Genomic DNA, 12,910 nt, shown 5'->3' with positions numbered 1-12,910 from the left:
GGACGAGGTCGGGGAGGGTGGCGACGCTCGGGAGGATGTGGGTGGCGCCGGCGCCGCGGAGGCGGTCGTGGGAGTGGGCGCCGGTGAGGACGCCGGCGACGATGGACGCGCCGGAGCGGCGGCCGCACAGGACGTCGTTCGCCGTGTCGCCGCAGACCGCGATGTGGCGGACGTCGTCCACGCCGAGGCGGAGGGCCGCGGTCAGGACGAGGTCGGGCCACGGGCGGCCGCGCGGGACGTCCTCGGGGCAGAGCGTCAGGTCGGCGCGGTCCCACCAGCCGAGGGTGTCGAGGATGCGGGCCTGCGTGTTGCGGCCGAAGCCGGTGAGCAGGCACACGCGGACACCGGCGCCGCGGAGACGTCGCAGGGCGTCGTCGGCGCCGGGTACGGGCTTGAGGCCGTGCCGATCGACGAGCTGGTCGTAGGAGCGCTCGAAGGCCAGGTTCACGACCTGGGCGCGGGCCTCGTCGAAGAGCGAGCGGAACAGGCCGATCTTCGATCCGCCGCGCGCGTCGCGGAACCGGGCGAGGGCACGGTCGTAAGCCGCCGTGCCGGAGACGATCCCCAGGGTGGCGATCGCCTCGGCGAAGGCGGACTCGACGGTGTCACCGTCCGCGACGGTGGTCCCGGCGAGATCGATGCAGGCGACGGTGATCGGCTCTGCTTCGCTCACGCCGGGGCCTGTCGCCAGCGTGTCAGTTGTCGGACGACGTGGCCTCGGTCCACAGGTCCAGCTCGGCGCGGTCCTGCTGGAGCTTGCGCCAGACGGCGAAGCCACCGAGTGCGACGACGGCGAGGACGAGCAGCTTCTTCACGGTGGGGACCCCTTCACCTCGACTATCAAGTCAAAACCCGGGAATCGCGCATCAGTGCCTGCTTCCCCCAGGGCTCTCCGCAGCCTAGCAACCGTTGCCGGGCGATCAGCACCCAGTCGGGGTCATCGGACGGCGCGTCCAAAGAATCCGTCACGTTTCGCGTGGCCGGGACGGCCGCATAATCCGGGTGACGACCTTCGGGAGTACCGATGGCAGAGGACGACTTCCGGCGCTGGGAACGCGAGTTCGACTCGGGCGAACCGGACGAGCGTGCGTCCGGGGGCCGCGGAATGGTGCTGGTCGCCGGGGTGACCGCCACCGGGTGCGCCGCCATGATCGCGCTGGGTGAGGTGCCGCTGGGCGCGGCCGGGCTGGTGCTGTCGTCGATCATTCTGCTGCTGTGGCGGATCGGCATGTGATCGGCCATCATCACGGCATGGATCTGCGCGGAGCGAACGTCCTGGTGACCGGGGCGACCGGCGGAATCGGCCAGGCGCTGGCGAAGGCGCTCGCCGACCGCGGCGGACGGATCGTGCTGACGGGCCGCCGGGCGGACGTCCTCGAACCGCTGGCCGAGCGGCTCGGCGGCCGCGCCATCGTCGCCGACCTGGCGGATCGCGCGGCGGCCGAGAGCCTGCTGGACGAGGCGGGCCGGGTGGACGTGCTGGTGGCGAACGCCGCACTGCCCGCGTCCGGGCTGCTGGCCGAGTACTCCGTGGCGGAGATCGACCGGGCGCTGGACGTGAACCTGCGGGCGCCGATCGTGATGGCGAAGCTCGCCGCCGCGCGGATGGCCGATCGTGGCCGCGGGCAGCTGGTGTTCATTTCGTCGCTGTCCGGCAAGACGGCGTCCGGGCACGCGTCGCTGTACAACGCGACGAAGTTCGGTATGCGGGGATTCGCCCTGGCGCTGCGGGAGGACCTGCGTCCGCACGGCATCGGCGTCTCGACGGTGTTCCCGGGGTTCATCCGGGACGCGGGCATGTTCGCCGAGGCCGGCGTCACGCTGCCCAAGGGGGTCGGGACCCGGTCGCCGCGCGACGTGGCGCGGGCGACCGTCCGGGCGATCGAACGGAACATCGCGGAGGTCGACGTGGCGCCGCTCGGGCTGCGGATCGGCGCGCGGATCGGCGGCCTCGCACCCGTCCTGTCGGCGGCCGTGCAGCGGCGCGCGGGCGGGCACCGGGTCGCGGAGGACCTCGCGGACGGCCAGCGTGGCAAACGGTAGCGACAAATCCGGATCTTCCGGCGATAATCCGGGCGGGCCCGCTTGATCAGCGGGCCGAGCCGGCGCAGCGTCCGGGCCCGCACCCCACGCCTGCCGCGCGCCCCCGCCGCGAGGAGGTCCGCACATGTGGACGGGCAGCAAGATCGTGATCGGGACGGCGGCCGCGACCGTCCTGTCGGCGCTGACGGCACCGGCGTGGGCGGCGGAACCTGCGGACGCGACGGTGGTCCCGGTCCAGATCACCGGCGACCCCGCCAAGCGCTTCAACCTGGTCGTCCTCGGGGACGGCTACACGGCCGCGGACATGCCGAAGTTCCGCACCCACCTCGCCAAGCACCTGAACGATCTGTGGACGATCGAGCCGTTCAAGTCGTACCGCAGCTACATCAACGTCTACGCGGTGGAGACCCCGTCGGCCGAGTCGGGCGTGAGCTGCGACCCGGCGCTCTCCTCTCCGCGCCGGAGCACGCCGCTGAGCATGGCGTTCTGGAGCGGTTGCCGCGACGACGGCATTCAACGCCTCCTCGTCATGGACTCTGCGGCGGCCAAGACGTACGCGGACCTCGTCCAAGGGACGTCGACGGGAAACCGGCAGATCCTCGCGCTCGCTAACAGCGACACCTACGGCGGTGCAGGCGGGACGTATGCGACGGCCTCCGGTGGGAACGCGATGTCAGCCCTCATAGCCCCACATGAACTCGGCCACTCCCTGGGTGGGCTGGACGACGAGTACGACTACTACCAGCGTGGCGTCCCTGGGGGGACGTACAGCGGTCCTGAGCCCGACTCCATCCACCACACGCTGCTGACCGAGCAGGAGATGAAGGCGCAGAAGAAGAAGTGGTGGCGGTGGCTCGGTGAACGAAGCGAATCAGGCGGCACCATAGGCCGCTACGAGGGTGGCCTCTACTTCAGCAAGGGAGTGTGGAGGCCGAGCCAGCACTCCATGATGAAAACGCTCGGCTACTACTACGACCAGGTCGCGCGCGAGCGGATGACGCAGCGGATCTCCGGCAAAGTCAACCTTGTCCAGGCGAACACCCCCACGAACGCACCTGTAGGGGACGACCGTGTGCTGTGGGTCGAAACGATGCATCCGACCGACCACCGATTGTCGGTCTCCTGGACGGTCGACGGTAAGACCGCCGGACGGAACGCGAACCTGGACCTCCGCAGGCTGCACCTCAAGAAGGGCACGCACACGGCCAAGGTGACGGTGACCGACCCCACCGCCTTCGTCCGGGACCCGGCAGTACGGTCGTCCGCAGCCCTCACGCAGACCCGCACTTGGACGATCGACACCGGAGTGACAACCCCGCCCGACTCCGTGCCCGCCGACTTCACGTCGTCCACGCCTACCGACAAGCCCGTCGGTGCCAATTCCGTCGTATACGCGGAGACGACCCACCCCGCGCAGAGCGTCCCCCGCGTTCGCTGGGAACTCGACGGACATCGCGCAAGGGGCGGCGACCGGGACATCGATCTCGGACGACTCCACCTGGCCAAGGGCACGCACACCCTCGTCGCCCGGACCGGTTCCGAGAGCCGCACCTGGACGATCGACGCGCAGCCGCCGACCGTTACGTACGAACTCTCCAAGGCCGCGAGAGCTCGGACCGGGAAGTACGTCTTCGACGGTCCGTTCACCATGCGCCTCACCGGCGCGGACGACCGTCCAGGCGTGGTCGTCTCGGAGTTCCGCGTGGACGGCGACGGCTGGTTCAACTACTTCGGCTGGCCCACCGACTCGTCCGCCCCCTGGCTCTTCACCGAGAACGGCACGGTCATCGACAGCCTCACCTACGGCAAGCTCGGCAAGGGCCGCCACACCATCGAGTACCGCGCCACCGACCCCGCCGGAAACACGACCAACCCCAAGAAATTCACAGTGACCCTACGCTGACCCACCGGGCCCCCACGAAGGTGCTTTGGCAAGGCTAGTGATCGGAGGCGGGCTCGGGTTCTTGGGCGACGCGGTCGGACGTGGGCGCTGCGACCGGAGACGGGGAGCGGCGCACGGTTGCGAGGACGGAACCGCCGAGGATCAGCGCGAACGACGCGACGATCGTCCCGGTGAGGGGCTCGCTGAGGAACACGACGCCGGCGAAGACGGCGACGGCCGGGTTCACGTACGTGAACACCATGCCCCTGGACGTGCCGACCTCCCTGATCAGCTCGAAGAACACGATGAACGCGAGCGCCGTGCACACCAGGCCGAGCCCGATCAGCGCGGCGAGGACGCGTCCGCCCGGCATGGATTCCGGCCGGGTGGCGATCGCCGGACCGGCGTAGATGAGCGCGGCGACAGCCAGCGAGAACGCGGCCAAGTGCAGGCTCGGAAGGTCGTGCAGCCGCCGGGTGGCGATCATCGGTGCGATCGAGTAGCCGAGTGCGACCAGCATGACCTCACCGATCGCCCACCCGCTGCCACCGCCGAGATGCGGCCCGGCCAGCACGCAGACGCCGGCCAGCCCGACCAGCAGCCCGGCCCACCGCACCGGGCCCAGCCGCTCGGCGTCACCGGTGAGCCGGGCCAGCACCACCCCCACGATCGGGACGGCGGCGATCAGCAGCCCGGTCATGGAGCTGGTCAGCCGGTTCTCGGCGTCCGACAGCAGCGCCCACGGCCCAAGGATCTCCATCGCGGTGAACGCCAGCAGCGGACGCCAATGCCGCCGGACGACGTCCAACTGCCCGGCTCTCAGCACCAGCGGCAGCAGGACGAGCGCGCCGAGCGCCGTCCGCGAGAACACCACCATGGGCACCGAGACGGTCTCGACCGCCACTTTGATCATCAGATAGGGGATGCCCCAAAGGACGCCCATCAGCGCGAACAGCACCCAGCCATGGCGACTCAACCCGACCTCCGTTCCCGTCCACCCGGACCGGTCTCCCACCGCCAAACACCCGGTCCTTTGGACGTCAGCACGACCAGCACCATCGCGATCACGTCTGCCCCCAACGAACCCGGCGTCCACCGACCGGCGCCAGCCCACTCACGCGGGTGACGAGGTCCACCGGGCGCACTGGCACCAGCACCGCTGCAGTCACGCCGGTCATGAACCCCGGTATTCGCTTATTTCATCCACTTCACGGCACGGTCGTGCCGGTCATGAGCCACGCAACCGCCGGGTGCCTCTGCAGGGTGCGCGAGGCAACGTGCACCGACCGGCATCACCACGGTTGTGCCGGTCACGAGCCCGCACCCGCCGGGTGCGTAGGCAGGGTGCGCCAGGCAACGTGTACCGACCGGCATCACCACGGTTGTGCCGGGGGTCGGTTGGATGTCCAGGTCACCGGATGATGGTGCCCGGTGCCGCCGTACGACGTCGATCGCGGCTCCTGGTGTCCGGAGGGCGAGCTTCGGCGTTCCTGGGCGGATGTTCAGGATGCGGGACGGCGGAAGGCGGTGTCTTGAACGCTGTTGCGGTAGGCGCCGGGTGTCACGCCCACGACCCGGCGGAACCAGCGGGTGAGGTGCGCCTGGTCGGCGAAGCCGACGAGGGCCGCCGCCTCGGCCGGACGGTGTCCGGCGTCGAGGAGCGCTCGGGCACGGGCCACTCGGTGCTGAGCGAGCCAGGCGTACGGGGGCATGCCCATCGCATCGCGGAAGGCGCGGAGCAGTTGGTAGCGGGAAAGGTCCAGGTCGGCGGCCACCTCGGCGAGGGTGGGCGGGTCCAGCAGTTCGTCGCAGAGGCGGGTGACGACATCTCGCGCGATTCGTCCGGTTTCGACTCTGCGGTGGCCCGGGGTCGCTCTCGGACCGGACACCGCATGCCGCTGGACGAGCGCGCCGAGCACGTCGAGCAGGCGCGACTCGCCTTCCAGCGGGTCGTCGCCGAGCCGCAGCGCGCGGTGGGCGAGCCGGAGCTCCGCACCGAGCCGCGGGTCGTCGATGATCGGGTTGCGGAAGTGCGGTTGGGCGGGCGCCGGGCCGGGTTCCGCGGTCGCCGCCGCGCCCAGCAGGTCGGCGCCCGGGTAGAAGCACAGGTAGGCGAAGCCTTCGGGACGTGCCGGGCCGCCGGTGTGCGCCTCGCCGGGCTCCACCACGACGACGCTGCCCGCCGCCGAGTAGATCTTCTCGCCCCGGTAGCGCATGGTCTCCAGGCCGTCGACCGTCACGCCGATCGCATACTCGTCATGCATGTGCGGCGCGTAGTGCCGGCGGCCGATACGGGCCGTCAGCAGGTCGAGCGGCGCCCCCTGGATGCCGCCCACGCGCGTCCACAGGGCCCGGTCGGCGAGCCCGTCCTGCGTCGTCCGCGCGTCAGGCCGCGAAGACGTGCCGGAGCCGCCAGCGGTCCTCGTCACGGCCGAGCTCCACGACGGCCACGCCTTCGGCGCCGGTGACCCGCACCCGGTAGACCCTGCCCTCCCGGGCCGTCCCGTAGGTCTTCAGCACCTCGTCCACCGCGTAGCGCGTCCCCCGCCATTCGTACGCGGTGAGCCGTCCCGCCGGATCTTGCTCCGCGCGGACCGGCTCGTTCAGCAAGTGCCCCATGCCGGGAGCGTAGCACGCATTCGAACTGGTGTTCGCAGGTCGGAGCGGGTTCTGCGCCGCGCTCCGCAGCGGCCGCAGACCACCGTACGCCCGCGAGCCCTTGCCCCGCTGGGCACGGCGCGCCCTCGGCCGCCGCGGTGCGAAACCGAATCGCGCGCGTCATGTACGAACCGACAGAGAACACCTCCAACCTCGTCACCGGCATCACCGATCGGTGGGCGCGGCCGGGTAATGACTCGGCACGCACGCCATCCTCTGCAGCCGGGACGCCGAGGCGGATCGCGCGTTCATCCGGGAGGTGCTGGGCCTCCCCGGCGTCGACGCGGGCCACCGGTGATTCATCTTCAAGCCGCCTCCGCCCGAACTCGCTGCGCACCCCATGAGTGGGCGACCGAGCCACGAGTTCCACCCGCTACAAGCCGCGGCGCCCGTCGGCGAGAGACCTCTAGCATCGTTTTCCACAAGCTGTGGACGACCACTGCACACACCTCCCTCGCCGCCGGAGTAGGCGATCCGGAGGCCGCGTCCACAGACGGATCCCCAGAACAGCCGGGCTTTCCACGGTCTGGACGGCGCAGGGCGCGCCGTCCTCTCAAGGATCGCCCCGGTCGCGACGCAGTGCACAGAATCCACAACCTGTGGATAACTATCGTGCACAACCTGGGTACGACGGCCCGATGTTGCGTCCACCATTCTTCCCCAGCTTGCCCCCAGCCCGCCCGCTCAGTTGTCCACGTCGTGGAAAAGCCGCTGACCAGCGAGAAGACCACCATGACGGCCACGTTGCCCACAACCCGTTCACAGCCTGTGGGCGGATTCTCTCCACATCGCCACCGCGCCGGTGGACAGCGTTACCCACAGGAATCCCCAACCACGTCCCCAGCCGTCCACCGAGTTCCCACAGGCCCCGAGGCCACGCCCAACCGTGGCGAGGTGGTTCGCGCAGGCCGGACGATCACGGTCGCGACCCGAGCCCGGCGGGCTTAGGGCTCTGCCGCGGCGGCTTCCAGGTCGGACAGGCGGCGGAGGTCGTCGGCCAGGCTGGGAGCGGCCGGCTCGGGCACATCGACCGCGCGAGCCTCGGTCGCGAGAGCCTGAAATCGCGGCCATTCCTGCAGGTGGACGGCCGCGTCGGCGCGCAGGACGAGGGCCCTCACCCGTTCGGCCGCGGTCAGCGGCTCGCCGGAGCCGAGCAGCCGATCGAGGATCCTGGCGGCGGCCCGGTGGTCTCCCTTCGAGTCGCCCAGAAGCGACGCCATGTGGAGCGCCCTGGCCACCTTCTCCTCCGGTATCGGCGCGTGCCGCGTGTCGTCCGAGATGGGCTGGCCGATCCGGAGCTGGAGGCCGTCCGGGTCGCTGAGCAGGAACTGCCGGACGCCGTACGACATGTCCCGCAGGGCGCTCAGGCGCGGAAGCCCGCGGGCGGGGACACGGCCGAGCGCCTGCCGGAGTCCGCCGCGAAACGCCTCGTACAGGGTGTCCACATCTGTAGTGGTGATGTAGCACATGTTCATCGACGCGGCCGGATCGTGCTTCTTCCAGCCGAAGAACTGCAGCTCGACATCGCCCCGGCGGACCGCGAGATGCGGGTTCGGACGCGTCTGCCAGGTGGTCCGCTCGAAGCCGAGCGCCTGATAGAACTCCCAGGTCGTCTCGATCGAGCGGCACGGAAAGATCGGAATCGCCTTCTCGCCCATGATCGCAGCCTAGGAAGCCCGATGCCTGGTAGTCAAGTTTTACTAGAGCTGATCGAGGTCGACTCCCGCGGCCAGGGCCTGGTAGCCGGCATCGTTCGGGTGCAGGCCGTCCATGTAGACGTAGCCGGGCCGCGGCATCTCGGGATCCGCCGGATCGGCCATGACCTTGTCCGCGTCGATGACGGCGTCGTACTCGTGACCGGTCCTTATCCACAGGTTCACGGCCTGCCGGACCTTCTCCCCCGCGGGACTCCACAGCGGGAAGAACGCGCCCTTCATCGGCAGGATCGTCATGCCGATCGCCTTGACGCCGCGCGCGTGCGCGGCCCGGATCAGCGCGCGGTGCCCTGCGATGAGCTGCTGCGCCGTCACCTTCGGATTCGGCCGGACGCACGGGTCGTCCACCTCCGGCGCCCCGATGTCGTTCGCGCCCAGGTGCACGATCACGGACCGGACGCCCGGACGGTCCAGTACATCCCGCCCGAACCGCGACAGTCCCTTCTCGCCCCCGCACGCCGAATCGCGCAGCAGCTTCCCCGTGCCGATCCCCGCGTTGACCACTCCGCGTGGACGACGCGCGGCGATGAGGCGTTCCTGCAGGCCGTCCGGGAAACGCGCGTCGGCGTCCAGGGTGGAGCCGACGCCGTCGACGAGCGAATCGCCGAACACGACGACGCTGCCGCCCGCCGGGTCGCCCTGGACAGGCCGCCCGGCGACCTCGACGCCCGCCAGGTAGTACCAGGAGGCCGTGGACTCGGTGAACGTGTCCTTGCCGACGTCCGAAAGGTGATCGCCAGGCGCGCGGAACGACCGGGTCATCGCGTACCTGTGGAAAGTGGCCGGCCCGGTCGGCGCGGCGAAGCGCATCGTGACCGCCAGCCGCTCCAGCGGCGATGTGGACAGCGGCACAGGGTCGCTCACCAGCTCCTTCCCGGCCGGGACCACCGCCTTCGACGCGTGGCCGAACGTCACCGGCTTGATCGTCTTCGGCCACACCAGGGCGCCGCCCGCGGACCGTCCGACCGACGCGCCCGCCACCCGCAGCGGCCGCGTCCCGTAGGCGTTCGACAGCCGGATCCGGACCTCGGCGCCGCCCGCCCCCACCCGCACGACCTGCCGGACGGACTGGTCGGCGAAGCCCTTGCGCGACCAGTTGGGATCGTCGCCGGCGACCGCGGGCTGCATTCCGGCACCCCAGGCCGCCGTCCACCCGCCGGACGGAACGGCCGCGTCGTGCAACTGCGCGCGGACCGAAGGGATGGAGGATGATGTGTGGGTGATCGCGGCCACCATCGCGGTGGCCACCAGCGCGCCCAGGGTGATCTTCGCGGCGCGCATGCCTGGCGTGGGGAGGTCCATGCCGTCGATTCCATCGGTCGGCGGGCCGCGAAACATCCTGGCCGGCACCACTATCGAAGGTGGGGTTGTCCCCACCGCAAGGTTTTCCACAGGTTGTGGACAGGAGGGCATTCGTGGACTTCAACGAGCACACCGCGACCCAGGCCGTCCAGGAGAGCTTCCGCGACACCGCGTCCCCTCGCCTCCACGAACTGCTGGATGCGCTCACCCACCACCTGCACGCGTTCGTCCGCGAGGTGAAGCCGTCCATCCACGAGTGGGAACAGGCGATCGAGTTCCTCACCGCGGTCGGACACACCTGCACGGACACACGCCAAGAGTTCGTGCTGCTATCGGACGTCCTGGGCGTGTCGATGCTGGTGGAGACCCTGAACGAGAACGAGGGCGGCACAGAGAGCACCGTCCTGGGCCCCTTCCACATGGTGGAGTCGCCCCCGCGCGCGCTCGGCGACAGCATCGACCTGGTGGGTGAAGCAGAACCGTGCTTGGTGTCCGGACATGTTGTGGACACCGACGGCACACCCTTGCCCGGCGCAGAGGTCGACGTGTGGCAGTGCAACGAGAAGGGCTTCTACGACGTCCAGCAACCCGGGATCCAACCGGCCGGCAACGGACGCGGACTTTTCCACACCGACGCCGAGGGCCGGTTCCACTTCCGCACCGTCGTGCCCAGCCACTACCCGATCCCCACGGACGGCCCCATCGGACGCTTCCTCGAAGCCACCGGACGCCATCCGTACCGTCCAGCGCACATCCACTTCATCGTCCGCGCGGAAGGCCATACCCCGCTCACGACCCACGTCTTCGTCGCGGGCAGTCCGTACCTGGACTCCGACGCGGTCTTCGCCGTCAAGCAAAGCCTCATCGTCGAGTTCGCTGGGCCGACCGACGAGAACCCTGTCCGGCACACCGAATTCGACCTGACGCTGACCAGAGAACCCGCGTAAATGCCTTGGCCAAAGGCCGCACGTTCCGGGCAGACTCCGCAGATGCCCACCCGCACCCTCTGGCGTCCGGTCGGCCCCGCCGAACTGGAACTCCTACGCGCCTGCGACTGGCGTTCCTGGCCCCCGCGGCTGCCCGACCAGCCGATCTTCTATCCCGTCCTCAACGAGGACTACGCGATCAAGATCGCACGCGACTGGAACGTCCCCGCACACGGCTCGGGATACGTGACGAGATTCGAGGTGGACGCCGCCTTCGCCGCCCGCTACCCCGTCCGCCAGGCCGGCGGCCGGACGATCCTGGAACTGTGGGTCCCCGCAGAAGAACTCGAGGAGTTCAACGCTCACATCGTCGGCCGGATCGAAGTCGTCCACGAGTTCCACGCCGAAACCGGACCCAATTGTCCACAGCCTGTGGATAAACAGCCTCATCCTCTGGATAACAAGCCCTGACCTGCGCAGACCAGCGACGGAGTCGGCCACGGTCACCGTGACCGCAACGGTCGCCGACGCTACATGGAGCGGCGGTTGCCAATCAGACGACAGCGCCCTCGCCGCCGGCTTTACAGGAGCCGCCGCCGGCTCTTCTCAACATCGCGGCACGAGCGCCGTCCGACCACAAGAACAACCGCCGCCGATGGGATCGTCCGGGACGGACACATGTGTGACGATGACCGCGTGAAGGACGAATGCCCTTTCTGCATGATCGGAAGCGGTGAGACTGACGACGACCTGGTCGCCTTCCGGACCGACCGGGTGTTCGTCTCGACGGCTCTCAAACAGCGATCCGCCAACCCCGGCCAGGTCCTCGTCTGCCCGGTAGCGCATGTCACCGCACTGCACGCGGCCGAGCCGCCGCTCTTGACGGAATTGCTCGAAGTGGTGACCCGGGTCACCCGCGCCGCCCCGGCCGCCTTCGGCGCAATGGGGACCACGGTCATGAACAACAACAATGCGCCAGACCAGGTGATCTCGCATCTTCATGTCCACGTCATCCCGCGCTTCGACGGAGACGACCTGGTGATCCCCAACCCCGACAGGCGTCCCGCACCCAGGAACGTGCGCGTCCAGCTCACCGCGCGCCTTCGTGACCGGCTGGCCGAGCCCTAACCGCCGGACTCGCTACTCGGCGGCGGAACGGCGCGCCGCCAGCGCGGCCGCCACCTGGTCGGCGGCCTCCTCGGGGATCGCGGCGGCGATCTTCTCCGGGGTGAGACCCGCGAGGGCCGCCGCGGCGATGGCGTCATCGTCCACGTCCGGGGTGCGGGTGAGGAGCTCGACGATGCCGTCGCGGGCGGTCTCCAGCGCGAGGCCGACGGTGTGGCCCCGGCGGTTGTAGCGCGCGTGGAGCAGCTCCTTCACCGTCTCGGCCGCGACCTTCTCGATGTCCTCCTGGGACAGGGGCATGTCATCTCCTCCCGTGACGCCCACGCGCCACTGTCCGTAGTCCGCCTCCATGGCGCGGTCGTAGTCGCAGTCCGCGCCGCCGACCTGCACACCGTTGCGGTACTGCTGGATCTGCGCCCGGCCGACCCACTGGCCGCCCGACCAGGCGTAGGTCTGCCACGCCCACCGCGCCTTCCCCGCGTCCAGGGCGCGCTTCACCGGGTAGTAGCCGCCGTACAGCCCCACCCGGTCCCGGCCGATCACCGACGCTGCCCCGTCCAGGTAGGCGTTGATGTCGTCCTGCTGACCGGGGGTGGCGTCCCAGTCCACGGCGAAGTAGATCGGCCGGTCTTCCGGCATCCCGCATGCCTTGGCCTGCCGCGCCGCCTCGCGGGCGTCGTCCGCCCCGCCGGCCTTGCCGGACAGGGCACGCTTGGCGGTCGTCTCCCACACCACGACCATCCAGATCCCGGCATCCGACAACCGATCGGCCTCGGCACGGTCCAGGTTCTTGCTCGCGTCATGGGACAGGTACCGGCACACGAACTTCACACCGGCCGACCGCATCGCGCTGACACTCGGATGGGACCAGGCATAGTCGATGCCGAAAATGGTCATGTCCGCCTCCAATTGTCCGAGCGCCGCGATCCTAGCGGCGCCGACCGCGCGCCGCCCCAAGACCGCCACACCAGTGATCCACGCCGCACTAAGCACCACCCGCAGCGCGCCCTCGCCTGGCAAGAACGCCCGCGCGCGACCGTGACCGGATGACGGCGGACATTTCCGAGCGCGTGACGAGTCGCATTCGGCGCGACTTCCCATGTTGTGGCCATGGCCTTGAGCGGACTGACCAGCGAGGTCACCGATGAACGCTGGGATGCCACCGCCAGGGAACGGATTCAGGCAGACGTTCTCGTCTAGGCGCAGCGGCACTTGGGCCGGTTAGATGACGGCGCGCACCACGGGGGGCGTGGGGGCGG

14 protein-coding genes are annotated in these 12,910 nt (G+C 69.9%); 6 read left to right on the top strand and 8 right to left on the bottom strand.

What is annotated here, in order from left to right:
* Both E1293_RS35960 and E1293_RS49780 read right to left on the bottom strand, forming a co-directional pair.
* Positions 1–673 (bottom strand): HAD-IA family hydrolase (locus E1293_RS35960; RefSeq protein WP_243717048.1); only part of this gene is annotated, 673 nt, incomplete at its 3' end.
* Between the two features lie 22 nt (positions 674–695).
* Positions 696–815 (bottom strand): DLW-39 family protein, encoded by a 120-nt coding sequence (locus E1293_RS49780; RefSeq protein ID WP_021592723.1) that lies wholly within the window; start codon positions 813–815, stop codon positions 696–698.
* 209 nt (positions 816–1,024) lie between these two features.
* On the opposite strand from E1293_RS49780, the gene E1293_RS35955 reads away from it, so the two are divergent.
* The 3 genes from E1293_RS35955 (at position 1,025) to E1293_RS35945 (ending at position 3,946) form a co-directional block, all read left to right on the top strand.
* Positions 1,025–1,234, top strand: a complete 210-nt coding sequence (locus tag E1293_RS35955; protein ID WP_132202731.1) for a hypothetical protein — start codon at positions 1,025–1,027, stop codon at positions 1,232–1,234.
* Between the two features lie 17 nt (positions 1,235–1,251).
* Positions 1,252–2,043: an SDR family NAD(P)-dependent oxidoreductase gene (locus tag E1293_RS35950; RefSeq protein WP_132202729.1), complete on the top strand. Its 792-nt coding sequence runs from the start codon at positions 1,252–1,254 to the stop codon at positions 2,041–2,043.
* Positions 2,044–2,167: 124 nt separating this feature from the next.
* Entirely contained in the window at positions 2,168–3,946 is a 1,779-nt protein-coding gene (locus tag E1293_RS35945; RefSeq protein WP_132202727.1) for a M64 family metallopeptidase, read from the top strand.
* A 34-nt stretch (positions 3,947–3,980) separates the two neighbouring features.
* Here the strand turns inward: E1293_RS35945 and E1293_RS35940 are convergent, their stop codons facing one another.
* From E1293_RS35940 to E1293_RS35915, 5 genes are all read right to left on the bottom strand, one after another.
* Complete coding sequence (locus tag E1293_RS35940; RefSeq protein WP_132202725.1) at positions 3,981–4,901, bottom strand: DMT family transporter; 921 nt, start codon at positions 4,899–4,901, stop codon at positions 3,981–3,983.
* Positions 4,902–5,427: 526 nt separating this feature from the next.
* The gene (locus E1293_RS35935; RefSeq protein ID WP_132202723.1) at positions 5,428–6,354 is read right to left on the bottom strand and encodes a helix-turn-helix transcriptional regulator; all 927 of its coding nucleotides are present in this window, start codon (positions 6,352–6,354) and stop codon (positions 5,428–5,430) included.
* The gene (locus E1293_RS35930) at positions 6,311–6,544 is read right to left on the bottom strand and encodes a hypothetical protein (RefSeq protein ID WP_132202721.1); all 234 of its coding nucleotides are present in this window, start codon (positions 6,542–6,544) and stop codon (positions 6,311–6,313) included. The genes E1293_RS35935 and E1293_RS35930 overlap by 44 nt, the downstream gene beginning before the upstream one ends.
* Before the next feature lie 983 nt (positions 6,545–7,527).
* A complete protein-coding gene (locus E1293_RS35920; RefSeq protein WP_132202719.1) occupies positions 7,528–8,241 on the bottom strand; it encodes a bleomycin resistance protein in 714 nt (237 codons plus the stop codon).
* Between the two features lie 42 nt (positions 8,242–8,283).
* Complete coding sequence (locus E1293_RS35915; RefSeq protein ID WP_207939285.1) at positions 8,284–9,600, bottom strand: SGNH/GDSL hydrolase family protein; 1,317 nt, start codon at positions 9,598–9,600, stop codon at positions 8,284–8,286.
* A gap of 113 nt (positions 9,601–9,713) precedes the next feature.
* Here E1293_RS35915 and E1293_RS35910 point away from each other — a divergent pair, with 113 nt between their 5' ends.
* From E1293_RS35910 to E1293_RS35900, 3 genes are all read left to right on the top strand, one after another.
* Entirely contained in the window at positions 9,714–10,547 is an 834-nt protein-coding gene (locus tag E1293_RS35910) for a dioxygenase family protein (protein ID WP_132202717.1), read from the top strand.
* A gap of 42 nt (positions 10,548–10,589) precedes the next feature.
* On the top strand, positions 10,590–10,997 hold the full coding sequence (locus tag E1293_RS35905) for an ADP-ribosylation/crystallin J1 (protein WP_243717046.1): 408 nt from the start codon (positions 10,590–10,592) through the stop codon (positions 10,995–10,997).
* A 225-nt stretch (positions 10,998–11,222) separates the two neighbouring features.
* Positions 11,223–11,654 (top strand): HIT family protein, encoded by a 432-nt coding sequence (locus tag E1293_RS35900; RefSeq protein ID WP_207939284.1) that lies wholly within the window; start codon positions 11,223–11,225, stop codon positions 11,652–11,654.
* 12 nt (positions 11,655–11,666) lie between these two features.
* On the opposite strand, the gene E1293_RS35895 is transcribed toward E1293_RS35900, so the two are convergent.
* The gene (locus E1293_RS35895) at positions 11,667–12,548 is read right to left on the bottom strand and encodes a DUF1906 domain-containing protein (RefSeq protein WP_132202713.1); all 882 of its coding nucleotides are present in this window, start codon (positions 12,546–12,548) and stop codon (positions 11,667–11,669) included.
* Positions 12,549–12,910: the final 362 nt, after the last annotated feature.

The sequence above is a fragment of the Actinomadura darangshiensis genome (assembly GCF_004349235.1).
Classification (GTDB): Bacteria; Actinomycetota; Actinomycetes; order Streptosporangiales; family Streptosporangiaceae; genus Spirillospora; species Spirillospora darangshiensis.
This window is presented reverse-complemented; position numbering and strand designations above follow the sequence as displayed.